The organism is Nonomuraea muscovyensis (assembly GCF_014207745.1).
GTDB lineage: Bacteria > Actinomycetota > Actinomycetes > Streptosporangiales > Streptosporangiaceae > Nonomuraea > Nonomuraea muscovyensis.
Map to the genome: position 1 here is coordinate 1,879,118 of NZ_JACHJB010000002.1, position 25,201 is coordinate 1,904,318.

General features: G+C 72.1%; 21 protein-coding genes and 4 tRNA genes. 10 read left to right on the forward strand and 15 right to left on the reverse strand.

The genetic code is table 11. The features are described from left to right. Positions 1-15: 15 nt before the first annotated feature. A tRNA-Val gene (locus FHU36_RS25475) sits at positions 16-87 on the reverse strand. A 432-nt stretch (positions 88-519) separates the two neighbouring features. Between FHU36_RS25475 and FHU36_RS25480 the strand changes: the two genes are divergently transcribed. Continuing rightward, complete coding sequence (locus tag FHU36_RS25480) at positions 520-936, forward strand: SsgA family sporulation/cell division regulator (RefSeq protein ID WP_020547189.1); 417 nt, start codon at positions 520-522, stop codon at positions 934-936. 7 nt (positions 937-943) lie between these two features. On the opposite strand, the gene FHU36_RS25485 is transcribed toward FHU36_RS25480, so the two are convergent. After that, entirely contained in the window at positions 944-1,594 is a 651-nt protein-coding gene (locus FHU36_RS25485) for a DUF305 domain-containing protein (RefSeq protein WP_185086374.1), read from the reverse strand. Positions 1,595-1,632: 38 nt separating this feature from the next. On the opposite strand from FHU36_RS25485, the gene FHU36_RS25490 reads away from it, so the two are divergent. Then, positions 1,633-3,009: an LVIVD repeat-containing protein gene (locus FHU36_RS25490; RefSeq protein ID WP_312891809.1), complete on the forward strand. Its 1,377-nt coding sequence runs from the start codon at positions 1,633-1,635 to the stop codon at positions 3,007-3,009. A gap of 10 nt (positions 3,010-3,019) precedes the next feature. Here FHU36_RS25490 and FHU36_RS25495 read toward each other — a convergent pair whose 3' ends face one another. The 4 genes from FHU36_RS25495 to FHU36_RS25510 are packed head-to-tail and all read right to left on the reverse strand — an operon-like array spanning position 3,020 to position 7,597. Then, on the reverse strand, positions 3,020-4,813 hold the full coding sequence (locus FHU36_RS25495) for a serine/threonine protein kinase (RefSeq protein WP_185086375.1): 1,794 nt from the start codon (positions 4,811-4,813) through the stop codon (positions 3,020-3,022). 58 nt (positions 4,814-4,871) lie between these two features. Next, positions 4,872-5,702, reverse strand: coding sequence for an aminotransferase class IV (locus FHU36_RS25500; protein WP_185086376.1), 831 nt, complete (start codon positions 5,700-5,702; stop codon positions 4,872-4,874). Further along, positions 5,703-6,713 (reverse strand): chorismate-binding protein, encoded by a 1,011-nt coding sequence (locus FHU36_RS25505; protein ID WP_185086377.1) that lies wholly within the window; start codon positions 6,711-6,713, stop codon positions 5,703-5,705. Continuing rightward, positions 6,680-7,597: a LysR family transcriptional regulator gene (locus FHU36_RS25510; RefSeq protein ID WP_246502564.1), complete on the reverse strand. Its 918-nt coding sequence runs from the start codon at positions 7,595-7,597 to the stop codon at positions 6,680-6,682. Before FHU36_RS25510 ends, FHU36_RS25505 begins: the two co-directional genes overlap by 34 nt. 57 nt (positions 7,598-7,654) lie before the next feature. Between FHU36_RS25510 and FHU36_RS25515 the strand changes: the two genes are divergently transcribed. After that, complete coding sequence (locus FHU36_RS25515) at positions 7,655-8,854, forward strand: Rid family hydrolase (RefSeq protein ID WP_185086379.1); 1,200 nt, start codon at positions 7,655-7,657, stop codon at positions 8,852-8,854. A gap of 132 nt (positions 8,855-8,986) precedes the next feature. On the opposite strand, the gene hutH is transcribed toward FHU36_RS25515, so the two are convergent. Further along, positions 8,987-10,537: a histidine ammonia-lyase gene (gene hutH, locus FHU36_RS25520; protein ID WP_185086380.1), complete on the reverse strand. Its 1,551-nt coding sequence runs from the start codon at positions 10,535-10,537 to the stop codon at positions 8,987-8,989. A gap of 14 nt (positions 10,538-10,551) precedes the next feature. Continuing rightward, positions 10,552-11,265 carry an ArsR/SmtB family transcription factor gene (locus FHU36_RS25525; RefSeq protein WP_185086381.1) on the reverse strand — a complete coding sequence of 238 codons (714 nt, stop codon included), beginning with the start codon at positions 11,263-11,265 and terminating at the stop codon, positions 10,552-10,554. A gap of 210 nt (positions 11,266-11,475) precedes the next feature. On the opposite strand from FHU36_RS25525, the gene FHU36_RS25530 reads away from it, so the two are divergent. The 6 genes from FHU36_RS25530 (at position 11,476) to FHU36_RS25555 (ending at position 16,180) form a co-directional block, all read left to right on the forward strand. Further along, positions 11,476-11,547 (forward strand) — tRNA-Gly (locus tag FHU36_RS25530). A 15-nt stretch (positions 11,548-11,562) separates the two neighbouring features. After that, positions 11,563-11,633: transfer RNA gene (locus FHU36_RS25535), tRNA-Cys, on the forward strand. A gap of 6 nt (positions 11,634-11,639) precedes the next feature. Further along, positions 11,640-11,714, forward strand: a tRNA-Val gene (locus tag FHU36_RS25540). Between the two features lie 131 nt (positions 11,715-11,845). Continuing rightward, positions 11,846-13,768, forward strand: a complete 1,923-nt coding sequence (locus tag FHU36_RS25545) for an ABC transporter ATP-binding protein (RefSeq protein ID WP_312891810.1) — start codon at positions 11,846-11,848, stop codon at positions 13,766-13,768. Beyond that, a complete protein-coding gene (locus FHU36_RS25550) occupies positions 13,768-15,591 on the forward strand; it encodes an ABC transporter ATP-binding protein (protein ID WP_185086382.1) in 1,824 nt (607 codons plus the stop codon). Before FHU36_RS25545 ends, FHU36_RS25550 begins: the two co-directional genes overlap by 1 nt. Positions 15,592-15,979: 388 nt before the next feature. Further along, positions 15,980-16,180: a hypothetical protein gene (locus FHU36_RS25555; RefSeq protein ID WP_185086383.1), complete on the forward strand. Its 201-nt coding sequence runs from the start codon at positions 15,980-15,982 to the stop codon at positions 16,178-16,180. Positions 16,181-16,208: 28 nt separating this feature from the next. On the opposite strand, the gene FHU36_RS25560 is transcribed toward FHU36_RS25555, so the two are convergent. Both FHU36_RS25560 and FHU36_RS25565 read right to left on the reverse strand, forming a co-directional pair. Further along, on the reverse strand, positions 16,209-17,390 hold the full coding sequence (locus FHU36_RS25560; protein ID WP_185086384.1) for a hypothetical protein: 1,182 nt from the start codon (positions 17,388-17,390) through the stop codon (positions 16,209-16,211). Beyond that, positions 17,387-17,938 carry an RNA polymerase sigma factor gene (locus FHU36_RS25565; protein ID WP_312891811.1) on the reverse strand — a complete coding sequence of 184 codons (552 nt, stop codon included), beginning with the start codon at positions 17,936-17,938 and terminating at the stop codon, positions 17,387-17,389. The genes FHU36_RS25560 and FHU36_RS25565 overlap by 4 nt, the downstream gene beginning before the upstream one ends. 95 nt (positions 17,939-18,033) lie before the next feature. Here FHU36_RS25565 and FHU36_RS46920 point away from each other — a divergent pair, with 95 nt between their 5' ends. After that, positions 18,034-18,291: a transposase gene (locus tag FHU36_RS46920; protein WP_185086385.1), complete on the forward strand. Its 258-nt coding sequence runs from the start codon at positions 18,034-18,036 to the stop codon at positions 18,289-18,291. Between the two features lie 175 nt (positions 18,292-18,466). On the opposite strand, the gene FHU36_RS25575 is transcribed toward FHU36_RS46920, so the two are convergent. The 5 genes from FHU36_RS25575 to dgoD form a co-directional block, all read right to left on the reverse strand. Then, positions 18,467-19,645, reverse strand: a complete 1,179-nt coding sequence (locus FHU36_RS25575; RefSeq protein ID WP_185086386.1) for an MFS transporter — start codon at positions 19,643-19,645, stop codon at positions 18,467-18,469. Between the two features lie 783 nt (positions 19,646-20,428). After that, positions 20,429-21,496: a sugar kinase gene (locus tag FHU36_RS44840; RefSeq protein ID WP_185086387.1), complete on the reverse strand. Its 1,068-nt coding sequence runs from the start codon at positions 21,494-21,496 to the stop codon at positions 20,429-20,431. A 130-nt stretch (positions 21,497-21,626) separates the two neighbouring features. Continuing rightward, on the reverse strand, positions 21,627-22,250 hold the full coding sequence (locus FHU36_RS25585; protein WP_185086388.1) for a bifunctional 4-hydroxy-2-oxoglutarate aldolase/2-dehydro-3-deoxy-phosphogluconate aldolase: 624 nt from the start codon (positions 22,248-22,250) through the stop codon (positions 21,627-21,629). 36 nt (positions 22,251-22,286) lie between these two features. Further along, a complete protein-coding gene (locus tag FHU36_RS25590; protein ID WP_185081846.1) occupies positions 22,287-23,705 on the reverse strand; it encodes an IS4 family transposase in 1,419 nt (472 codons plus the stop codon). 315 nt (positions 23,706-24,020) lie between these two features. After that, a complete protein-coding gene (gene dgoD, locus FHU36_RS25595) occupies positions 24,021-25,166 on the reverse strand; it encodes a galactonate dehydratase (protein ID WP_185086389.1) in 1,146 nt (381 codons plus the stop codon). Between the last annotated feature and the right edge of the window lie 35 nt (positions 25,167-25,201).

Genomic DNA, 25,201 nt, shown 5'->3' on the forward strand with positions numbered 1-25,201 from the left:
GGCCTCTGAGCTGTGTGGGCGATACTGGGATCGAACCAGTGACCTCTTCGGTGTGAACGAAGCGCTCTCCCGCTGAGCTAATCGCCCGCCCTGTGCGGCCCCTGGCGGTGCCGACGGGAAAACCATACCGCACTCTGGCACCTACTGGCGAAGCGAGCGGCGTCGAGGGAAGGATTCGGGGGAATGGATGTGGTTGCCCGTCGGCATGACGGGTCGGTGGCATACCATCGTCGTGTTCCGGAAGGGCCCCGATCGTGATCCTTTCTCCAGAAACGTTCATGGCGGCTCCCCCGGGACCGGCTCCGGAACACGCAAAACCCTCGCAAATACGACCCAAATGATCCCCGTTTGACCAGATAGATGCCCGAATGTCCAGCTGTGATGTGTGTTACAGAAGGCCCCGAGGGCGGAATCTTTCCTACAGGTTTCTTCGTTCCGCGTCATAGCTCAGGACGAAGTCCGTACCGAGCAGCGAAAGCCCCGAAGAGGGGACCTACGAACGAAAAGGTTTGGCTGACGATGAACAGCACCACCGTCTCCGCCGAGCTTGGCCTTCGGCTTGTGGTCCCCGACCGTACGACCGTCCCCCTGCTCGCCGGACTGAGTTACACGGCCGACGACCCCTACGCCATCCGCATGGCCTTCCACGTGGGCAACGACGAGCCGGTCGAGTGGATCTTCGCCCGTGAGCTGCTGACCGTGGGGATCGTGCGGCGCGTCGGCGACGGCGACGTGCAGGTGTGGCCGGCCCGCGCCGACGGCGAGCGCACGCTGCACATCAGCCTGACGTCCCCGTTCGGTCAGGCGTTGTTCGAGGTCCCGCTGGCCCCGCTCACCGAGTTCCTGCACCGGACCTACGAGAAGGTCCCCGCCGGGCGGGAGACCGATTTCATGGACCTCGACGCCGAGCTGACCAACATGCTCTGGCCGTCCTGACGGCTGTTCAGGCCGCGATCCTCTCCAGCGCCCGGCGCATCCTGGCGATCTCGATGCTCTGCCCCGCGTAGACGTCGCGGGCCATGCGGCGCATCGCCTGGTCGCGGCCGGCGGTGAGCTGTTCCTGAGCCATTCGCAACGCGCCCTCGTGATGCCTGATCATGAGCGTCAGGAAGCGCCGGTCGAACGCCGTGTCCCGCGCGGTGCGCAGCGCGTTCATCTCCTCCAGCGTGGCCATCCCGTAGCCGGCGGGGCCGTGGTCGTGACCGGCGGGCACCGGGCGCCCCACGGACGACAGCCAGGACGACATCAGCGAGATCTCGGGCCGCTGTGCCAGCGCGATCTGCTCGGCGAACCGTCTGATCACCGGCGTGGTCGTGCGCTGGGCGACCAGGCCGGTCATCTCCAGGGCCTGGCGGTGGTGCGGGATCATGCCCTCGGCGAAGCGGACGTCGGCCGCCGCGGGCTCCGGTGACGGCTGCCCGATGCGCTCGCCGGGCGTCGCCGTACGGGCCGGAGTGCCGGGCCCGTCGGGGACGATCACCGGGTTGTCGCCGGTGATCGCGGCCGGCTCGCCAGCCTTCTCGGAGCAGCCGGCCAGCACGAAAATCGCCGCAACTGTGACAAAGAGCGTGCACGGCCGGGATCGTACTGGCATAGCTTCCATACTGAGCCCACGAGAAGAGAGGTGCGCGCGTGATCTCTGCCATGGTACGGGGGGCGGTGTTGTGCGCGGCCCTCCTGCTGGTGTCCGCGTGCGGAGGCGGCGCGGACCCGGCGACCTCGCCGCCACAGGCGGCCGGGACACCGAGCGGCACGGCCGCCTCCGATGCCGCCAGCCCCGCCGGGGACGTGAAGACCAGCGAGAACGTCAGGCTCGTCACCAACGTGCCCCGGGCGGCCCCGCTCAACGGCGAGAACGACTGGAACACCGACCTGGCGTTCCAGGGCGACTACGCGTTCGTGGGCAACTTCGGCGGGTTCTCGATCTACGACATCAGCGACCCGACCGCGCCGAAGACGGTCAGCCAGGTGTCCTGCCCCGCCCAGCAGAACGACGTCTCCGTCCACGGCGACCTGCTGATCCTGTCGATCGACGAGCCGCGCAGCGACGAGAAGTGCTCCTCGACCGCCGGCCGGCGCGCCTGGGAGGGGCTGCGCATCTTCGACATCAGCGACAAGAAGAGCCCGAAGTTCGTCTCCGCGGTGCGGACCGACTGCGGCTCGCACACCCACACCATGGTGCCCAAGGGCGACACCCTGTACGTGTACGTCTCCTCGCCCGGCCCCGAGCCCGACTCGGCGACGTGCCCGCCCCCGCACCAGGTCATCCAGGTCGTCGAGATCCCGGTGCGGGACCCCGAGTCCGCCAAGCTGGTCGCCAGGCCGGACATCTTCCCCGACCGGCAGAAGGACACCGGCGGCTGCCACGACGTCACCGCCTACCCGGAGAAGAATCTCGCGGCCGCGGCCTGCTTCGGCGACGGCGTGCTGCTCGACATCACCGACCCGGTCAAGCCCAAGGTCCTGCAGCAGATCCGCGACGAGGAGAACTTCCAGATCTGGCACTCGGCGACGTTCAACAACGACGCCACGAAGGTCGTCTTCGGCGACGAGTTGGGCGGCGGCATGATGCCGACCTGCAACAGCCAGACGCCCGCCACCAAGGGCGCCAACGCGATCTACGACATCGTGGACGGCAAGCTGGAGCGCCGCGGCTACTTCAAGATCTCCCGTGAGCAGGAGCAGAGCGAGAACTGCGTCGCCCACAACGGCTCCCTGATCCCGGTCAAGGGCAAGGACATCATGGTTCAGGCGTGGTACCAGGGCGGGGTTTCGGTCTGGGACTTCACCGACTCGTCGGCGCCGAAGGAGATCGGCTACTTCGAGCGCGGGCCGTTCGAGCGGGAGGGCATCGCCGGGTCCTGGTCGGCGTACTACTACAACGGCTACATCTACTCCAGCGACATCCAGAAGGGGCTGGACGTCATCGCCATCGACGACCCGCTGACGGATCCCGCCGAGCAGGTCGAGATGGCCGACTTCAACGTGCAGACGCAGCGGGCCTACTGAGGGCGGCCCGCTACCGGGGTGCGGAGATCGTGCCGTCGCGCCAGCCCCGGTAGCGGGTCTGCCAGGTGGAGGTCAGCACGGTGCCCTCGATGGGGTACTTCCAGTTCAGCAGGAACATCGTCGGCCGGTCGTCGGCGTCGAGCTCCGTCTTCCAGGTGAGCGTCGTCCGGTCGAGCTCCTGCTCCGTCCACCCGCCCGCGATCCTCATGAGGGTGTCGCGCATCTGCAGGTGGCTCGCCGTGGCCCGCAGCGCGCCGCTGTAGGTGCGCTTCGAGCGGCGCGGCACCTGCGTCAGCGCGATGAGCTCGGTGAGCGTCGCCACCGACGCCATGAGGGTGATCAGCTCGGCGTGGCTGAGGAGGTCCTCCGCGCCCTTGCCGACCTTCTTGCCGCCCTGGTAGTTGCCGGAGTCCTCGCCCCACTGGATGACGGTGATCTCGCCCTGCCGGCCGCTGATGTCCGGGGCGGTGATGGACAGCTCGAAGTTCACGGCCGAGTCGGCCGAGGGTGCGCTCGGGTCGTAGGCGAGCCGTCCGGTGGCGTCGGCGTAGAAGGCGCTCTGGTCGAGGCCGCCCCGGTAGACGAGGTCGGCCATCGGCGTGGCGGCGAGCGCGCTCTGGATCGCCGACATGAGCGCCAGCCGCTCGGCGGCGGGGGGTGACGTCCCGGTGTCCGGCGACCGGCTCGCGGCCGGCTCGCCGGTGGCGGGCACCCCCGTGGCGGGCGGTCCGGTGGTGCCGGCGTGCGGGGAGGGGCCGCTCCGGCCGGTCGGTGCGCGCTGGGCCGACCGCCAGAGCAGACCGCCGCCCGCAGCCGTCACCGCGAGCGCCGCCGCGGCGCCGCCGATCAGCACGCGCCTGCGGGACACGGGCCGCGTCGCGGGCCCCTCCGGCGGCCCCGCGACCCCCGCAACGGCGGCCGGGCCCGGCGCGCCGACCGGCCGCCCTCGCGCCGGCCGCCCCTCGCCGCCCGGCATTCCCTCGCCGCCCGGCATTCTCTCTGCGGCCGACATTCCCTGGACGGCCGACCGCCCTCCGCCGGCCGACCGGTCCTCGCCGAGCAGGTCGAGCAGCACGTCGCGGGCGGACGGCCGGGCCGCCGGGTCCTTGGCCAGGCACCGCGCGACCACGCCGCGCAGCGGCCCGGGCACCCCGCCGAGGTCGGGCTCCGCGTGGATGATCCGGTGGATCACCGCCCCGATCGTGTCGCCGCCGAACGCGGTCCGCCCGGTCGCGGCGAACACCATGGTCGAGCCCCAGGCGAACACGTCGGCCGGCGCGCCGGCCGGGCCGTCGCCGAACTGCTCGGGCGCCATGTAGGCCGGTGTGCCCGCCAGGCCGCTCCTGGTGGTGACGTCGGCGAGCCGGGCGATCCCGAAGTCGATGACGCGGGGGCCGTCCGGCCCCATCAGCACGTTGCCGGGTTTGAGGTCGCGGTGCACCACCCCGGCCCGGTGGATGGCGGTCAGCGCGGTCGCCGTGCCGATGGCCAGCCGCGTCAGCGCCGCTCCGCCCAGCGGCGCGACGGCCGCCAGTGGCGGGCCGTCGATGAACTCGCTGACCACGTACGGCGGGTCGTGGTCGAGGTCGGCGGCGATCATCCGGGCGGTGCAGAACTCGTCGACCTGGCGGGCCGCGGCCAGCTCACGTTCGAAGGAACGGTCGAGGGCGCCCGTCATGACCTTGATGGCGACCCGCTCGCCGGCGGGTGTCACACCCAGGTAGACGACTCCTTGGCCGCCCTCGCCGAGCCTGCCGACGACCCGGTGGACACCTAACCGCTCCGGGTCTCCCTTCCGGAGCACGCCAGTGGCCAACCCGACCTCACCTCACACGAAGAGTACGGAAAATCCGGCAGCGGGCTCAGGGGTCGAGGTCGGCGGCCGAACGCTCGGCGAAGACGCGCATCGCCTCGGTCGTGACGGGGCCGGGCGCGACCGGGAGTTCGCGGTCGTCGACGAGCCGGATCGGCTGGACGTCGCGGGTGGTGGAGGTGAGGAACGCCTCCTCGGCGTCGTACAGCGCCGACAGGGGCACGTCGGCCTCCTCGCCGCCACACCACTCCAGCACCAGCGCCCGCGTGACGCCGGCCAGGCAGCCGGACGCCAGCGTCGGCGTGAGCAGCCGCCCGTCGCGCACGATGAACACGTTGGAGCCGGTGCCCTCGCACAGGTCGCCGGCGACGTTGCCGAAGACGGCCTCGCCGCCGCCGCGCGCCTTGGCGTAGGCGAGGGCCTTGGCGTTGTCGCCGTAGGAGGTGCTCTTGACGCCGGCCAGCGCGCCGCGCTCGTTGCGCGGCCAGGGGACGACGGTGACGTTCGCGGTGGCGGGGAACGGCTTCTGCTCGTCCACGATCACGACGGAGGTGGTGCCCTGGTCGCCGCGGTCGGAGCCGAGCGGGCCCGGGCCGCTGGTGTAGGTGATGCGGATGCGGCCGAGCGCCCAGCCCGGCGCCGCGGCCAGCAGCTTCTCGACGCCCTCGGCGATGGCCTCGACGTCCGGCGCGGCCAGGTCCATGCGCTGCGCGGAGAGCGTGAGCCGGTCGAGGTGGCGGGTGAGGGCGAACGGGCGGCCGTGCACGATCTTCACGGTCTCGAACACGCCGTCGCCGACCATCAGTCCGTGGTCGAACACCGAGACCACGGCCTGCCGGGGGTCGAACAGCTCCCCGTTGACCCAGACAGGGATGTTCATTCAGATGCCTCCTGTGGATGCCAGTGAGATGAGCCTGGACGCCTTCAGCTCGGTCTCGAGCCACTCACGACGGGGATCGCTGCCCCACGTGATGCCCGCTCCCGTGCCGAACCGGATCTCCTCGGCGGAGATCCAGAATGTACGGATGCCCACGGCCAGCGCCGCCCTGCGACGGTCGGCGTCGACCCAGCCCACAGCCCCACAGTAGGGCCCCCGGGGCTCGGGTTCGAGTTCGTTGATGATGCGCAGCGCCGACGATTTGGGGGCACCCGTCACCGAACCGGGAGGGAACGTCGCCGCGAACAGCTCCGCCCAGCCGGCCCCGGGCAACAGCCTGGCACGCACGGTGGACACCAGGTGCACCAGGCCGGGGTGCTCCTCGACGACGCACAGGGCGGGCACCTCGACGGAGCCGACCTCGGCGACCCGGCCCAGGTCGTTGCGGACCAGGTCGACGATCATGACGTTCTCGGCGTAGTCCTTGTCCAGCAGGTCGGCGGCGGTGACACCGGTGCCCTTGATGGGCCGGGACTCGATCACGTCGCCGTCGCGCGACAGGTAGAGCTCGGGGGAGGCCGACACCACGCTCAGCCCGGGGACATGGATGACGGCGGCGTAGGGGGCGGGGTTGCCCTCGGCCAGGCGGGCGGCCAGGGCGAGCGGGTCGGCGTCGGGCGGCACGGGCGCCGACAGCACCCGGCACAGGTTGGCCTGGTAGACGTCGCCCTGCTCGATGGAGGCGCGGATGGCCCGCACGCCCCGCTCGTAGGCGGGCCGGTCGAGGGAGCTGCGCCACTCGTGCGGGCGGGGGCCGTGCCACGTCCCGCGCGGGGCGGGCAGCGGCGCCGGCCGTACGTGCTCGAAGCGGGCGCACGTCACCTTGCCCTCGAAGTCGACGACCACGGCCCACCAGCCCTCGCCGTCGAGGGCGGACAGGTCGGTGGTGAGGTCGCGCAGGCCCGTGGCGAGAAGCCGGCCTACGTGGGCGAAACCGTCGTGCACGTCTGCCATTCTCCCAGCAGCCGGACGAGCTCCAGCGCGGCGGGCAGCCGAACCTGGGGCAGGGCGGCGTACACGGTGCGGGCGGGCGCCGTCCCGTGCAGCGGACGCAGCACCACTCCGGCGGGCACGGCCCGCGCCGCCAGCTCGGGCACCAGCGTCACCCCGAGCCCGGCGGCCACGAAACCGAACTTGCCCGTCCACTCCGCCACCCGCAGCCCGCCGCGCGGCGTGAAACCGGCGGCGGCGCAGGCGGCGGCCAGCAGCGTCGGCTGCCCGCGCGGCGCGGCCTCGATCCAGGTCTCCCCCGCCAGGTCGCGCAGCCGCACACGCTCCTCGCCGGCCAGCCGGTGGGCGGCGGGCAGCGCCACCAGCAGCCGGTCCTCGCGCAGCCGGACCAGGTGGCCCGCCTCGGCGGGCAGCCCGGCCGGGTAGTCGCTGATCACGGCGACGTCCAGCGCGCCGGCGCCGAGCCGTTCCATCAGCCGGCCGGTCAGCCCCTCGACGAGCCGCAGCTCGACCTCCGGCCGCGCCGCCGCGAACCTGCTGAGCGCGCCCGGAACCAGGTCGACGTTCGCGGTGGCGAACGCGCCGACCCGCAGCGTGCCGCCGCTGCCGCGGTGGATGGCGGCCAGTTCCTCCCCGGCGCGGTCGAGGCGGTCGAGCACGGCGACGGCGTGCCGGTGCAGCGCCAGCCCGGCGGGTGTCAGCCGCACTCCGCGGGCCAGCCGCTCGAAGAGCGGGCCTCCGGCGGCGCGCTCCAGCGCGGCGACGCGCCGGGAGACGGCCGACTGGGTGTAGCCGAGCAGCTCGGCGGCGGCGGTGAACGAGCCGCTCATGGCCACCTCGTCGAGGAGGCGGAGGGCACCGGTGTCGAAGTCATGCGTGTTGGTCATGGCTGGCATGCAATCTAGTCGTTGGTGGAATCTCTCGGGGTGGGCTTCACTGCTCACATGACGACTTATCAGGGAAAAATTGCATTTCTCGGACAGGGCCGCATGGGTGTCCCCATGGCGCGGCGGCTGCGGGAGGCCGGGCACCGGGTGACGGTGTGGCGGCGCGGCACGGACGTGCCGGTGGCCGAGGCGGTCGCCGGGGCCGACCTCGTGATCACCATGCTGCGCGACCCGGCGGCGGTGCGCGAGGTGCTGGCGGCGGCGCTGCCCGGGCTGCGTGCCGGGGCGACTGTGGTGGAGATGTCCACCGTCGGCCCGGAGGCGGTGCGCGAGCTGCGCGCCTCGCTGCCCGGTTCCGTCGGGCTGGTGGACGCTCCCGTGCTGGGCAGCGTGGGGCCGGCGGCCGACGGCACGCTCACCGTCCTGGCGGGCGGCCTGTCCGGCCCGGGCGTGGACGGGGCGGGGTGCCGGGCGGTGCTGGAGGTGTTCGGCACGGTACGCGAGGCGGGTCCGCTGGGCGCCGGCGCGGCGCTCAAGCTCGCCGTCATGAGCGCGCTCGTCCCGGCCCAGGTGCTGCTCGCCGAGACGTTCGCGTACGGCGAGGCGCACGGCGTGCCGCGCGGAGCACTGGCGGACGTGCTGGCGGCGACCCCGCTGGGCGGACTCGCCGAGCGGCTGCGCACCCCCGCCGGGCAGACCCGGTACGCGCTCGGCCTGGCGGCCAAGGACCTGTCCCTCGCCGCGTGGGAGGGCGCCTCGCTGGCCACGGCGGCCAGGAGGCGCCTGCAGGAGGCGGAGGCGGCGGGCCTCGGCGACCACGACCTGACGGCGATCGCCGCCCACCTGTCCGCCGCGCCGCCGGTGCCCCGCCGCAGGGCCGTGCCGCTGAACCCGCCGGCCGTGCCCGCCACCAACGGCATGTACTCGCACGCGGTGCGGGCCGGCGACACCCTGTACGTCTCCGGGCAGGTGGCCCTCGGCGAGGGAGGCGCCGTGGTGGGCGAGGGCGACATGACGGCCCAGGCCGAGCACGTCTTCCGGAGCCTGTCGCACATCCTCGCCGACCAGGGCGCCGGGTTCGGGGACATCACGTTCATCAGGACGTACCTGACCGACATGGACAGGCGGGCCGAGTACGGCGCGGTACGCCGCAAGTACATCACCGGCACGCCGCCGGCCAGCACCACCGTGGAGGTGCCGCGGCTGTTCGTGCCGGGGCTGCTGCTGGAGGTCGACCTCGTCGTCGCCCTGCCCTGACCGTGCCCGCCAACCGTGCCCGCCGACCGTGCCCGCCGACCGTGCCGGACGCCCGGTCCACTGGCGGGGTCCGGCGCCCCGGTCCGCTGACGGGGGCCGGGCAGGACGGCGGCGGGGCAGGACGGCGGCGGGTCAGGCGAGCGGGCCGGTGACGGACTCCACGGCCGCCACCACGGAGCCGTCCGCCACCAGGCGGACCGCCGACTCGATCTCCGGCGCCAGGAAGCGGTCGGGACCGGGCCCCGGCACCGTCTCGCGCAGTGCCCGCACCACGGCGGCCGTGGCCGGCGCCGGGGCGAGCGGCGCGCGCAGGTCGATCGCGCGGGCGGCGGTGAGCACCTCGACGGCGAGCACGCGGGTGAGCCCGTCGACGGACCTGCGCAGCTTGCGCGCCGCCGACCAGCCCATCGAGACGTGGTCCTCCTGCATGGCGGAGCTGGGGATCGAGTCGACGCTCGCGGGCACGGCCAGGCGCTTCAGCTCGGAGACGACGGCCGCCTGGGTGTACTGGGCGATCATGTGGCCGGAGTCGACGCCCGGGTCGTCGGCCAGGAACGCGGGCAGGCCGTGGTTGCGCGCCACGTCGAGGAACCGGTCGGTGCGGCGCTCCGACATCGAGGCCAGGTCGGCGGCCACGATCGCGAGGAAGTCCAGCACGTACGCGACGGGAGCGCCGTGGAAGTTGCCGTTGGACTCGACGCGGCCGTCGGCCAGCACGGCCGGGTTGTCGACGGCGCTGGCCAGCTCCCAGGAGGCGACGTTGGCGGCGTGGGCGATCGTGTCGCGGGCCGCACCGGCCACCTGGGGGGCGCAGCGCAGGGAGTAGGCGTCCTGAACGCGGGTGCAGGAGCCGGGGTCGCGGTGGCTGTCCATGATCCCGGAGCCGGCCAGGATCCTCGTCATATTGGCGGCGGCGAGGGCCTGGCCCGGCTGCGGGCGCAGGGCCTGCAGTTCGGGGGCGAAGACGCGGTCGGTGCCCAGGAGCGCCTCGACGCTCATCGCGGCGCTGATGTCGGCGGTCCGGACGAGCCTGGTCAGGTCGTCGATGGCGAGGATCAGCATGCCGAGCATGCCGTCGGTGCCGTTGATCAGCGCCAGTCCCTCCTTGGCGGCCAGCTCGACGGGCTCGACGCCCGCCTGCTTGAGCGCCTCGGCGGCCGAGGTGAGCTCGCCCGACGCGTCGCGGACGACGCCCTCGCCCATGAGGGTGAGCGCGACGTGCGCCAGCGGTGCGAGGTCGCCGGAGCAGCCGAGACTGCCGTACTCGTGCACAACGGGCGTGATCCCCGCGCTGATGAGCGCCGCGAGGGTCTTGGCGGTGGTCGGCCGGATGCCGGTGTGGCCGGTGGCGAGCGTGTGCAGGCGCAGCAGCATGAGGGCGCGCACCACCTCCGTCTCCACCTCCGGGCCGCTGCCCGCCGCGTGGGAGCGGACCAGGGAACGCTGGAGCTGGGCGCGCAGCGCCGGGTCGATGTGCCGGGTGGCGAGCGCGCCGAACCCGGTGGAGACGCCGTAGGCGGGTGTGGGGCTCTCGGCCAGCTCGTCCACCCGCTGCCGGGCTGCCGAGATCGCCGCGACGGCGTCGTCGGTGAGCTGTACGGGGGCGCCGTGGCGGGCCACCCGGATGACGTCGTCGAAGGTCAGGGGCTCTGGGCCGACGTTCACGACTCCGTTGTCGCGCATGGTGCTCTCTCTCGCTAAGTAACCGGCGTATGCGATGTTAGCTCCTTACCGGAGAACAGTGCGGCCAGCCCTCCCCTGCCCTCGTCGGTCAGGGTCACCGTCCTGGGCACCGGACCTCTGGCGTACCAGCCGAGGTCGAACAGCGCGCTGGTCACGGCCGCGCCGAGCGCCCCGCCGAGGTGGGCCCTGCGCTCGGTCCAGTCGAGGCACTCGGGGGCGAAGCGCCGCCTGGCGCGCCGTGCCGCCGCCACGTCCACGCCGAGGCGGGCGAACAGCCGCTCCCCCGCGGGCGTGACCACCTCCCCGTCGAGGTGGCCGCCCTCGCGGAGGCTGTCCAGCAGGCCGACGCCGGCCCGCCCGGCCAGGTGGTCGTAGCAGGTGCGGGCCTCCTCCAGCAGCCGGGCCTGCCGTGACTGGCGCAGCGACCGCACGGGCGGGCGGGCGCCGACCCTGGCCAGCACCTCCAGCACCTCGGCCACCTCGTGCCCGGCGAGCCGGTAGTAGCGGTGCCGGCCCTGCCGTACGACGTCGACGAGCCCCCCGTCGAGCAGGCGGGACAGGTGGGCGCTGGCGGTGGCGGCGCTGACCCCGGCCAGCCGGGCGAGCTCGCCCGCGGCGAGAGCCCGGCCGCCGAGCAGGGACGTCAGGATCGCCGCCCTGGTGGGGTCGGCGATGAGCGCCGCCACGGGGGCGATGTCGGCGTCGCGTGCGACGTGCTCGGCTGCCATGCCCCCGACCCTAACGCGCGGACATTTCGGGCCGCGTCGAAGCGTCCCGCCATCCTGGGCTCCGGGAGGCCGGACGCGGCGCATCGGGCGGGAGGCCCGGACGGCCACCCGGCATCACCTGGCACACCCGAGGAGGCCCGCGACCTCCGGTTTGGGGACTCGGCCAGGATTCGCTAGAGTTCTCTCGTCACCGCATCACGCGGCGGCGACGCGGAAGTGGCTCAGTGGTAGAGCATCACCTTGCCAAGGTGAGGGTCGCGGGTTCGAATCCCGTCTTCCGCTCGGAGCTTCCGGCTCGGTGGAGTGGCCGAGAGGCGAGGCAGCGGCCTGCAAAGCCGTCTACACGGGTTCGAATCCCGTCTCCACCTCGGCGAGGACGATTAGCTCAGCGGGAGAGCGCTTCCCTGACACGGAAGAGGTCACTGGTTCAATCCCAGTATCGTCCACCACACGAAGGGCCCCGGTTCACACCGGGGCCCTTCGGCGTTCCCGGGCGAGCGATAACCATTGGAATTCCGTCGGTGCCGGATGCTAGAAAACAGTTTCGATATCACCGGTCCGACCTTCAGGGAGCCCGCCCGTGACCGCCAGCAGTTCGGAGTTCTCCGTAGCCGGGCCGCGCCACAATCGGCGGGGCCCGGTGCGCTGGCTCTGGTCGCACCTGCGCCGCCATCCGCTGCAGCTGCTCGGCTTCCTCGGCGGGTCGGTGGTCATGGTGGTGCTCAACGCCATGGTGACCGACCTGACCGGCGCCGCGTTCGACGCCGTCCTCGGCCGGCGCGGCGACGCCGCCTCGGCGCTGGGGCTGGTGGCCCTCGCGCTGCTGGCCATCGTGCTGGCCCGCGGCGTCTTCGACCTGGTCGCCCGGTTGTCGAGCGAGGTCCTGGCCAAGCGGCTGGAGCGCGACGCGCGTGACGAGCTCTACGTGAGCCTGCTGGGCAAGAGCCAGACCTTCCACAACCGCCAGCGGGTCGGCGACCTGATGGCCCGGGCCGCCAACGACATCCGGCAGCTGTCCATCATGATCACTCCAGGGCTCGACCTGATCGTCGACTCCGGGCTCACCGGGCTGGTGCCGCTGTTCTTCATCGGCGCGATAGACCCGCGGCTGCTGCTGGTGCCGGGCGTGTTCGCGGTCGTGTTCGCGGTCGCCCTGTGGCGCTACATGCGCCGGCTCAACCCGGTGGCGACCCGGATGCGCGAGGAGTTCGGCGACCTCAACGCGGGTCTCAGCCAGGCCGTGCGCGGCATCGAAGTGATCAAGGTGACCGCGCAGGAGGGGCAGGAGCGGCTGCGGTTCCGCTCGCTGGCGCGCCGCTACCGTGACTCCTTCGTCCGCAACGGCCTGGTCCAGGCCCGCTACCTGCCCACGCTGCTGTTCGCCGTCACGATGGCGGCGGCGCTGTGGCACGGCCTCCACCTGCACGGCACGGGCGCGATCACGCTGGGCGAGCTCGTCTCGTTCATGGGCCTGATGGGCATGCTGGGGTTCCCCACGCAGATGTCCATCTTCACGTTCTCGCTGGTGCAGATCGGTCTCGTGTCCGCGCGCCGGATCCTCGCCCTCATGACGTCCGACAGCGAGCTGGAGCAGCGGCCCGACGGCCACGCCGCCCCGATCAAGGGCGAGATCGTCTTCGACGACGTCACGTTCGGCTACGAGGACGGCGAGCCGGTCATGCGCAACGTGTCGTTCACCGTGCGGCCCGGCGAGACCGTCGCGATCGTCGGCGAGACGGGGTCCGGCAAGAGCACGCTGACCAAGCTGGTCCCCCGCATCTACGACGTCACCTCGGGCCGGATCCTGGTCGACGGCGTCGACGTGCGCGAGTGGCGGCTCGACTCGCTGCGTTCGCAGATCTCCACGATCGAGCAGGACATCGTGCTGTTCTCCCGCTCGGTGTCGGAGAACATCGCCTTCAGCCTCGGCCAGCGGGCCGACCACGAGGCCGTGGTCCGGGCGGCCGAGGACGCGCAGGCGGCCGAGTTCATCGCCGAGCTGGGCGACGGCTACGACACGATCATCGGTGAGCGGGGCGTCACCCTGTCGGGCGGGCAGCGCCAACGGCTGGCCATCGCGCGGGCGCTGCTGACCGACCCGGCGATCCTCGTGCTCGACGACTCGACCAGCGCCATCGACTCGGCCACCGAAGACCTCATCCAGCAGGCGATCGGCCGCATCCTCGACGGGCGCACCACCTTGCTGATCACCCATCGGCTGTCGCAGATCAGGTGGGCGGACAAGGTGCTGCTGCTGCGGCGCGGCGAGCTGGTCGACTGCGGCACGCACGACGAACTGCTCACGCGCAGCCCCCTCTACCGGCGGATCTTCGCCCACTACGACGAGGTGGACCTCGACCGCGAGCCCCCTGGCAACGGCGGCGAGCAGGCGGCGGGCGACGGTTCGGGAGACGGGGGCTCCGGCGGAGCCGGGGCCGGGGATGACGGCAGGGTGACGGCCGCGACGAGCGGGCGCTCGGGCGAGCAGGGAGGGGTGGCCTGATGGGCTTCATCATGGACGGCCTCGACGCCGAGGACTACGACCGCACCTACAACGACCGCGACCTGCTGCGCCGGATCCTGTCCTACTTCCGGCCCAGGCTCCGCGCGATGACCCTGGTCGCCGTCATGATCGTGCTGGGCTCGCTCAGCCAGGCCGCCATGCCGTTCCTGGCGAGCGAGGCGGTCGACGCCATCCAGTACGGCACGATCGGCGACGTGGGCTGGCAGATCACGCTGGGGCTGCTGCTGGCCGGGGCGCTCGGGTGGGGGTTCAACTTCGTCCGCCAGTGGCAGAGCGCGCGCGTCACCGGTGACGTCGTGCTGCGGCTCCGGGAGGACGCGTTCGACGCGGTCCTGGATCGGGACCTGTCGTTCTACGACGAGACGCCGTCCGGCAAGATCGTCAGTCGGGTGACGTCCGACACCGACGACTTCGCCACGGTGTCCACGCTGACGATGGACCTGATCAGCCAGGTGCTGATGGTGGGCCTCGTGACGATGCTGCTGTTCCTGCGCAACGTCGAGCTGGCCCTGCTGACCCTGCTCATGGTGCCCGTCATCATGGGCATCGCGCTGCTGTTCCGGCGGGTCGCCCGCACCAGCACCCGCAGGGCGCAGCGCTCGCTCGGCCGGGTCAACGCCAACCTGCAGGAGACCATGGGCGGCATCACGGTGGCCAAGAACTTCCGCCAGGAGCGGCAGGTCTACGACGAGTTCCGGCCGATCAACCAGCAGAGCTACCGGGTGACGCTCGGGCAGGGGTTCGTCTTCTCCTCCATCTTCCCCGTGCTCTTCCTGGTGGCGGGGCTCGCGACGGTCGCTCTAGTGCAGTTCGGCGGCACCCGGGTGCTCGGCGGGAGCCTGTCGGCCGGCGACTGGTACCTCTTCCTGCAGGGTGTGGCGTTGTTCTGGTTCCCGCTGACGTCCATCGCCGCGTTCTGGTCGCAGTTCCAGCAGGGGCTGTCGGCGTCCGAGCGGGTGTTCGCCCTCATCGACGCCCCGCCACGGGTGGTGCAGACCGACCCGCAGCCGGTGGGCAGGCTGGCGGGGCGCATCGAGTTCCGGCAGGTGACGTTCGGCTACGTCCCGGGCAGCCCTGTGCTGCGCGACTTCGACCTGCTCATCGAGGCCGGGGAGACCGTGGCGCTGGTCGGCCACACCGGTGCCGGCAAGTCGACGCTCAGCAAGCTGATCACCCGGTTCTACGAGTTCCAGGAAGGGCGGCTGCTCGTCGACGGCCGTGACATCCGCACCCTCGACCTGGGCGGCTTCCGCCGCCAGATCGGCGCGGTGCCGCAGGTGCCGTTCCTGTTCAGCGGCACGGTCGCCGACAACATCCGTTACCCGCGCCCGGAGGCGAGCGACGAGGAGGTGCTGGCCGCCGCGGCGGCCGTCGGCGGCGGCGACTGGGTCGACGCCCTGCCCCACGGCCTGCGCACCGACGTGGGCGAGCACGGCCGCGCCCTGTCCATGGGGCAACGCCAGCTCGTGGCGCTGGCCCGCCTGCTCATCCAGGACCCGGCGATCGTGGTGCTGGACGAGGCCACCGCCAGCGTCGACCCGCTGACCGAGGCGCAGATCCAGGAGGGGCTCGACGTGGTGCTGGCGGGCCGCACCTCGATCGTCATCGCCCACCGGCTGTCCACGATCGAGCACGTCGACCGGATCATCGTGCTCGACCACGGCCGGGTCGTCGAGGAGGGCGACCATCCCTCGCTCCTGGCGCGCGGGGGGCGCTACTGCCAGGTGTACAACACCTACTTCCGCCACCAGTCACCGCACTACCGCGCCGGCTCCGGCTTCGTGGCCGTCGGCGGAGAGTGATCGCGGTGTGATCGAGGCCCCGGCCCATCGGCGGGCAGCAGGCGCCGCCCCGGAGAGGGCCGGGGCGGCGCTCTGCCACGATACGCGGATCCGCCGCCGCCGACCGCTCACATCGCCCGTCCGGCCACCCCGACTCGACCCACCCACGCCGGTCTCGTCCGACCGTACCGGCCAGGTCCTGCTTTGGGTTCTGATCTTTGGAGTTCGGGCCGCCTGCCAGGCGGAGGCGCGGCCTGGTAGAGGGCCGGGATTGCGCGTGGAGATCCGGGGGCACTGGCCAGACCGTTCCTTCCCGTCGGGAAGCGTGGCCCCGTCCGGGGCTCCTGTCAGATGCGGCAGACACACCGGGGAGACTCGCCGGTGGGCCGCCTGGGCACCTTGGCCATGCATGCGGAGCAAGGACTCGCGCGTCGAGCACGACGCGCTCACCGAACACCCCCAGCAGGATCCACTGGCTGGACCAGATGACCGCGCCGACCAGCAGGAGCGCCAGCAGCGCGGCGCCGGGCTGCCGAGCGACTCCGGCGCCTCCCGGCACGAGTCGCTCGGCCTGTGCCTGCGTTTCCGTAGGAAGTGGCTGACCGCCTGACATGCGCGCCCCGCGTACGGGGCACCGGTCAGGGCCGCAGGCGGTCGCTGATCCGGCAGCCGTGGGGCCGCTCGGGGCGTTCGTTCGTCCAGCCGGCCTCCGGCGTCCGCGCCTCGTATCGCATGACCGTCCCCTTCGCGAGGCCTTCCACGCTCCCGGCGGCGCTGGAGGTTTCGGCGAGGATGGTTCCGGTCCGCGGGTTGAGGATGGTGGAGTACCGTTCGGCTACGTCGACACCGCCGAAGTCGGCGGTGAATCCCGTGCTCTTGACGAAGGTGACCGCGATGCCCGAGCGCCCCAGCGGGTCGGTGACGGAGCCGCCCACGGTGGTGGTCGGCAGCGCGGCGAGAAGGCGGAGGGTGGCCGCCCGGACCGAGGGCTTGACCGGCAGGTCCAGCAGCACCCAGGCTCCGCGGAGGAACTCCTCGTAACTCTCCTCCCCCTTCCAGTAGGCCCGGAGTCTCTCCCGCAGCTTGACGGCGTCATCGGGCATCGCCGCGAGGTCGGTGCGCGTGAGTCCTCCCAGCCATCCGCCGCCGAGCCTGCCGCCGGGCACGATCCCCCGCACGTACTCGCATGCCGGAGCGGTCGTGTGCAGTCGTAGCTGTTTGCAGTACTGCGCGGGGGTGCCGAGCAGGCACACCCGATGGACCGTGCCTGGAGAGCCGGCCGCCCGCCAGATGCGCTCGTCGGCGGGAGTGGCGGGCCGGATGGACTGCTCCCGGCTCACCACCTGGGTGGGGTCGCCGGGGTCGCGCGGCTGCCAAAGGTCGGTCCGCGTCGAGTGGAGCACGTTGAACTTCTTGCCGCCCGCCCGGACTCGGATCAGCCCGTTGCTGAGCAGCGACCTGCGCCAGTAGGCTCCGCTGCCGTCCGGTAGCCGTGCGACGCGGTCCGCCAATCGGAGCAGGGCATCGTTTCCCCTGGCCGGGACGATTACCGGTGCGGGAACAGCGGTCACGTTCACCATCACCGTGACGACGGCCATGACGACGGCGACTGTGGCCGCGGCCGCCCCCAGTACCCATCCCCAGGCCAGGCGGCGCCGGCCCGACTTGCTCCGCCGCAACCGGAGCCAGGACAGCCGACGGCGCGCGGGCGGCGTCGCCACGATCTCCGCAAGCAGGTCGTGGACCCCCTGGCTCAGGCGCGGCTCGGCGGAGCCTGCGGCAGGATCGATGGCCGACATCATGCGGTCGATCGTGCTCATCGGGTCTCTCCCCTCAGGACGGAGGTCATGTGAAACTCGTCTGTTGTCGCGAGCAACCGGGCCAGCCGCTTGCGGGCCCGGTGCAGACGCAGCCGGACGGCGGTACTGCTGCAACCCAGTACCTGGGCGATCTGCGGGCCGGTCAGCTGCTCCCAGTAGGTCAGCGCGAGTACCTCCCGCTCCGCCGGGGGCAACGTGACGAGCGCGGCGTGGACGGCGTCGGCTCGTGGATGAGCGGACGGCGTCCCCCGACCGGCGGCAAGTTCGTCACGCAGCCGCGAGGCCAGCGCGCTGCGGCGTGACTTTCCACGCCGGTGGTTGGCCAGGACGCGACGGGCCGCGCCGTACAACCACAGCACGGTGGCTTCCCCGGTGGGGACGTCGTCCAGCCGCCGCCATGCGACGAGAAAGGTCTCCGCAATCACGTCGGCGATGTCGTCGGGCGACTCGGTACGGCGTAGCGCATAGCGATAGATCGCCGGGTAGTGAGTGAGATAGAGCGCCTCGAAACGATCGCGCGCGCCGGAGGGCACGCGTGGATCCTGCACAGGTGTCTCCTAAGCGAAAGGTGCTGGAACACACCAGCAGGTGTCCGGCACCCTCGCGAAGTGTTTCATCCCCTGGTCGAAGCCTTACACCGGCGGTGGCTCCGGTCCGGCGCGTTGACCGGCCAACGCCGCGCCCACGCAGGTCCGCGGGCAGGTCGCCCAGGGTTTGGGCGACGGGCACCTGGAACAGGCCCGACCCTGAGCCTGCCAGCAGGCACCACGCACCGATTGGGCGGTTCGGCCCGTACCCGGAGCGACTGCGAAAGCAGTTGCAGGGGGTGATGTGGCGCTTTCGCACCGGCAGCCGATGGCGGGACATGCCCGAGCAGCACGGGGCCTGGCAGACGGTGTAGCACCGGTTCCCGCGGTGGGCCGGGCGGGGCGTCTTCCAGGCCCTGACGGACGGCGTTGGTCGCCGAAGCGGCCTCACGCGAAAAGTGGATCTGAGTCTGATCAGCGTGGACCCCGTCCGACCGCACCGGCCCGTCCCAGCGTCCGGCCGTGCCGGCTCTGGTCTTCCGCGTCGGGTCAGCGGGTGGCAACGGCCGGGACGGTGTCCGGGGCGCGGCGGTGTGGCCACACTGATCCGGCCATCAGGACGACGAGTCCGGCGACGGTGATCCCGGCACCCACCCAGAGCGGCGAGACGAACCCGTATCCGGCGCCGAGGGCCAGCCCGCCCAGCCAGGCGCCGAGCGCGTTGCCGATGTTGAACGCCGCGATGTTGGCGCCGGAGGCCATCGTGGGGGCGTCCTGGGCATACCCCATGATCCGCAGTTGCAGTCCGGGGGCGGTGGCCAACCCGACCGCGCCCAGCAGCAGCAACGACACCACGGTCATGACCTTGCTCTGCGCCGTCAGCGCGAACACCACGAGCACCGCGGCGAGCAGCGCCAGGATCACGATCAGCGAGGTGTTCAGCGCCCGGTCCGCGGCCTTGCCGCCGGCGAAGTTGCCTGCGAACGTGCCGAGGCCGAACAGCACCAACAGCCAGGGCACCGTGGTGGTGGCGAACCCGCTGACCTCGGTGAGCGTGAACGCGATGTAGGTGAACGCGCCGAACATGCCGCCGAAGGCCAGCACGGTGACCGCGGCGGAGATCCACACCTGCGGCCTGCGGAACACACCGAGTTCGCCTCGCAGGCTCGTCTCGGCGGGCGCCGGAGTCGCCGGCACCAGCACCCGGATCCCGGCCAGCGCGACCACGCCGATGACCGTGATCGCCCAGAACGTCGAGCGCCAGCCGAGTTGCTGGCCGAGCAGCGTGCCCAGCGGAACGCCGAGCACGTTCGCCACGGTCAGCCCGGCGAACATCAGCGCGATGGCGCCCGCGCGCCGGTTCGGCGCGACCATGTCGGCGGCGACCACCGAGCCCACGCCGAAGAACGCGCCATGGCACAGCGCCGCGACGATCCGGCCCACCATCAGCATCGGGTAGCTCGGCGCGATCGCGGAGATCAGGTTGCCCGCGATGAACAGCACCATCAGCGCGAGCAGCACCTTCTTGCGGTCGAACCGCGCGATCGCCGCGGTCAGCGCGACGGCGCCGATCGCCACGCTCAGCGCGTAACCCGAGACCAGGTATCCGGCCACCGGCTCGGTGACCCTGAAGTCGGCCGCCACCTCTGGCAGCAGACCGATGATCCCGAACTCGGTGAGCCCGATGCCGAAACCCCCCAGTGCCAGGGCGAGAAGCCCGATAGGCATGTCGAAACCTCCATTGTAGTTGCACCCGCCTTCTAACGGTGCCTGCAATGGTTGCGCGAGCCGCGACACACCGGGAGTGGCCGGAAAGCCAATATGCGAAAGAATCGGGCCATGTCCGACCTTGAGGGCTCGTCGAGGCCGGGTGCCTGACGTCGGACACTCGGTCGCGCTCGACATCCCCGACGTGGTCAACACCCGCATCCTGGAACACGCCGCCAGGGTCACCAGGTAACTGGCAACCGAGCCCGACCGGCCGTCGCCGGCACGGTCATGCCCTCGTCCAACACGACAGGACACCTAGCCCCCGCTCACCTGTGGGCAGGGAGACCGCCGTACGGGCAGAGACGTGACACTCGCTCCCGCTCATGTGCAGGCAGGGGAGATGACACTGCCCGATCCCCCCACACCTCCGTACGGGCAGAGAGGTCCAGGTCGCCACACCCAATCGCCCAGGCGGAGACGAACATCTCCCCACTCGCCGCACGGCGCACTCGCCGCACGGCGCACTCCCCACTTGCCGCACTCGCCGCACGGCGCACTCGCCCCACGGCGCACTCCCCACTTGCCGCACTCGGCGCGCTCCCCACTCGGCGCACTCGCCGCACGGCGCCTCGCCGCACTCGGCGCATGACGAAGACACATATCCCCGTTCGCCGCACCCCCTACGGGTGGAGACGACACCTACCGGACCACCACGCCCGCGTCCGCTCTGGAGGCGCCTGCCGGCTGCCCCGGGCCGGCCGAGGCGACGCCGCGACGGCGGGAGTACCGGCTTCTCACCGGTCAGCGGACGGTGCCGCCCTCTTCCAGGGAGAGGAGCGCGAGTTCGGAACGGTCGGGCAGGCCGTGCCAGTCGCCTTCGGCGGCGACCGCGAACGCCCCCACGGTCACCCCGCGCCGCAGGCGCTCCCCCAGCGGCAGCCCCTCCAGCAGGCCCGAGAGGTACCCGGCGACGAAGGCGTCGCCGGCGCCGACCGTGTCGGCGACGGGGACGCGCACAGCGGCGGAGGTGACGCGCGCGGTGTGCGTCCACGCCTCGGCGCCCGCCGCGCCGTGCTTGACCACCACCTCGCCGACCCCTGCGGCAAGCAGCGGGGCCACCCGGGCACCCACCTCGGAGAAGGTCTCCTCGCCGGTACGCTCCCACGCGAGGCCATTCGCGGGCGGCCCTTCCGCCTCGGGCTGCGAGGCGAGGTCGCCCGACGTCACGAGGGGAAGCTCGTCCGGCGTCACGAGGGGAAGGTCGCCCGGCGTCACGAGGGGAAGCTCGTCCGCCGAGGCGACCAGGACGTCGACGTACGGGAGCAGCCGGGTCAGGGTCCGTGACGCGGTCGCCGGGTCCCAGAGCCTGGCCCGGTAGTTGACGTCCAGGCAGACGCGTACGCCCAGCTCACGGGCCTGCCGCACGGCGCGCGTCACCGCTGCGGCCGGATCGGGGCCGAGGGCGGGTGTGATGCCGGTGACGTGCAGGATCCTCGGCACGTCGGCCAGGGCCGCCGCCACGTCCGCAGGAGCGAGCCGCGACCCTGCCGAGCCGGCACGGTAGTAGTGGACCCGGGTGACGGCGGCGACCCTGCGCTCCTGGATGAGCAGCCCTGTGGGGTGGGCGGGGTCGGTTCGGGTGGTGGACACGTCCACGCCTTCGGCGCGGAGGGTGCGAAGGACGAGCAGGCCGAGTTCGTCGTCGCCAACCACGCCGGTCCAGCGGACGGTGTGACCCAGCCGGGCGAGGCCGATCGCCACGTTAGCCTCGGCGCCCGCCACGGACAGCTCCAGGTGTCCGCCCAGGCGCAGCGGCCCTGGCCCGTGGAGGGAGGCCATCGCCTCGCCGAACGTCAGGACGTCGATCATGGAGCGGTCACCTGGCCGGTCGCGGTCCACGGATCACGGTCGGGCGTTTCGCCGGGTTCGTCCGCATGTCTGGAACGTTCGGCGGGGATCGTGGGTCGCGGGCCGCCGGCCGGGCCCGCCTTTTCGGTGGTCATCCTGCGTCCAGTTCGCGACGGAAGCGGCGGGCCCGGGTGCGCAGGGCCGCGAGGTCACCGCCGTGGGGCGCGTCGCCCGTCAGCGGGGAACCGACGCCCACCGCCACCGAGCCCGCGTCGAGGTAGGCCCGCACCTGGTCCGCCGCGACGCCGCCGACCGGCACCAGCGGCACCGTGGGGAACGGGTCACGCAGCGCTGCCAGATAGGGCGGCCCGCCAAGGGAGGCCGGGAACACCTTCACCGCCGCGGCGCCCGCCTGCGCGGCGTTCCACAGCTCGGTCGGGGTCAGCGCGCCGATCAGGGCGGGCACGCCGCGGGACACCGCCCGCGTCGCCCCCTCGCTCAGCGCGGGCGTCACCACGAACGACGCGCCGGCCGCCACCGCGTCGTCCGCGTCGGCGGCGGTCAGGACGGTCCCGGCGCCGAGGACGACGTCGGAGCCCAGCTCCGCGTGGATCCCGGCGATGACGGCGAGCGCGTCGGCGCCGCTCAGCGACACCTCCAGCACGTCGATCCCCTCCTCCACGAGCACGTGCGCGGTGCGCATCGCCGCTTCGGGGTCACGCCCGCGCACGATGGCCAGCAGCCGCCTGCCGCCGAGCACTCCGAGCAAGTCCATGATCGCTACCTCGCCTCAACCTCAACACCGTTGCGTTTACCGGCGCCGACGGGATGCAAGTCCATGGTCCATGATCTGGATCTGGACTTCGAGGGTGTAGGTCTGTGCTTGCTGGGGGTGCTTTCCCGCGTTCGGTCCGTACTTGCTGGTCGGGTTCTTGCGGCTGCGGGCCTTGACACGCTGGCGGCGTTCGGCGGGCAACAGGTCGTTCAGGACGGCTCGGCCGATCGCGCCCACGAGAGCCACCGGCTCCGGCGGGAGGATGCCGGTGGCGGTGGTGACCTGGTCTCGGGCCGTCTGGAGGAGGATGGTGAAGCTGATCCGCTCCATGACCAGACCCGGCCGGGAGGCCGCCGCGTCGGCGGCGGTGCGAATGAGGGCCTGGTAAACCGTCAGTAGCGCGTAAACCTCCTGGTCCAGGCCCGCAACGCTGCGCGAGCGCAGGACGCGGCCGTCGAGCATGGCCACCTTGATCGAGAAGTAGGTGGTCTCCACTTGCCACCTGCGGTGATAGAGGGCGACCAGTTCACCGGCGGGGTAGCGCTCGTGATCGACCAGGCTGGTGACCAGGCGCCACGGCTCACGCCGCGTGGTGCCGTCGGCGAGGGTGACAGTGATCCACGCCTCGATAACGCGGACGGGCAGCGCCCGGTAGCCCTCGCTGGCCCGGTAGACGCCGCACAGGCGGGCCAGGTAGGAGCCGTCGGGCAGGCGGCGCTGGATGGCCGGGCGGCGCCGGGCGGAGGAGCGCACCAGGAACTGCGCGCCTGTCGCGCCTACCTGGCGCAGGAACTCCACCGCGTCGAAACCGGCGTCCGCCAACAGCAGCATCGAGCGGTCCAAGCAGCCCAGCAAGCGCTGTGCGTAGGGTACTTCGCCTTGGTTCTCGGGGCCGAAACAGGCCGCGAGCACGGCCCGGGTCCCACACTCGACCACGACCAGCAGGCGCACCAGCGGGTAGCCGAACTCCAGCACGTCCCCGGATCGCTTCGGGTAGCGCCAGGTGACCTGTTCGTCGTCGGGGGCGTGCAGGTGGGTGCCGTCCAGCGCCACCGTGCGCAGTCCCCGGTAGAACGAGCCTGCCTGGCTAGGGCCGGCTACCGGCCCGGCGAGGATCTCGAACAGGCGGCGCAGCGGGGCCGCGCCGACCCGGCGTCGCGCTCGCGCGAGCGAGGAGGCGGCCGGGCACACCGGCGCGAGCTGGCCCAGAGCGGCGGTGAGCTTGCCCCAGGTCGCCCGGTAGGAGCAGTGTCCGAACAGGGCCAGGGCGAGGGTGAAGTAGACCACTACCCGGGCGGGCAGCAGCCGTAACCGCTTCTCCCGTGCCCCGGTCTCCTCCAGCACCGCATCCACCAGCGTGAAGTCGACGATCTGGGTCAGCTCGCCCAGATGTCCGGGCGCGTGGACGCCCGCGGCTGTCTCGATCGTGCGGGTGATGGCAGACTTCTCCTGCAACGGGACCCCTGGTTCTTGATCATCTTGCTCGACACAAGTGATCTACCAGAGGTCCCGTTCGTCGTGATCACCGGCTTGACGAACCGTCGGCCGAACAAACGCAACGGTGTTGGCCTCAACCTCTGCCGGGGACAGGATCGTTCCTCTCCCATCGGTTCGTTCGCCGCCCGACCGCCGGTCCGGCCGGGCCCGCGCCCACGCCCACGCCCACGCCCACGCCCACAGGGTCACCCGGCCGCCCGCCATGTGGCTCGTCCGACGGCTGGGCGTGTCGACCGTCCCCCTGGTGGTCGGGTCCGTCGGCTGCGGGCGGGGTCACCATTCGGCCATGGAGCCGTCCTCGTGGCGCCACACCGGATTGCGCCAGGCGTGCGGGTGGCGGTCGGCCCGCCGTACGGCCTGCTCGTCGACCTCGACGCCGAGGCCCGGTGCGGAGGTGCGGTGGGCGTGGCCGGCGGCGAAGGTGAACGGGGCGGGGTCGATCACGTAGTCGAGGAACCCGGTGTCGCCGTTGTAGTGGATGCCGATGCTCTGTTCCTGGATGAGGAAGTTGGGTGTGGCGAAGCCGACCTGCAGGCTGGCGGCCAGGGCGATGGGGCCGAGCGGGCAGTGCGGGGCGAGTTGCACGTCGAACGTCTCCGCCAGCGAGGCGATGCGCCGCACCTCGGAGATGCCGCCCGCGTGGGACAGGTCGGGCTGGGCCACGGCGAGGCCGGAGGTCAGCGCGGGCAGGAAGTCGCCGCGGGAGTAGAGGCGTTCGCCGAGCGCGATCGGCACCTCCGTCGCGGCGGTCAGGTCGGCGAGCCGGTGCAGGTAGCCGGGGGCCAGCGGCTCCTCCACGAACAGGGGATGCAGCCCCGCGACCGCCGCCACGATCCGCCTGGCGTCGGCCACGCTCGCCCGTCCGTGCAGGTCGATCGCGAAGTCGCGGCCGGGCCCGAGGACGGACCTGGCGACCTCCGCACGGGTGGCCGCCGCCGCCAGGTCGGAGGCGGTGAGCGAGCGCGGCAGCAGGCCGGAGCCGTTCATCTTGATCGCGGTGAACCCGGCCTCGACCTGCTTCTCGATCTCCTCGCGCAGCTCGCCTGGGTCGTCGCCGCCGACCCAGGCGTAGACCCGGATCCTGTCGCGTACCGGACCGCCGAGCAGCTCGTGCACGGGGGCGCCATAGTGTTTGCCGGCGATGTCCCACAGGGCCTGGTCCAGTCCGGCGACGGCGCTCGACAGGACGGGGCCGCCCCGGTAGAACCCGCCCTTGGTGAGCACCTGCCAGTGGTCTTCGATGCGCAGGGCGTCCTGGCCGACCAGGTACTCGGACAGGACCTCGACGGCGGTGCGGACGACCTCGGCCCGGCCCTCGACGACGGGTTCGCCCCAGCCGACCACGCCGTCGTCGGTCTCCACGCGGCAGAACAGCCACCGCGGCGGGACCAGGAACGTCTCGATCCTGGCGATCTTCAAAGGAGTTCTCCCAGGTCCCGCACCGCGGCCTCCCC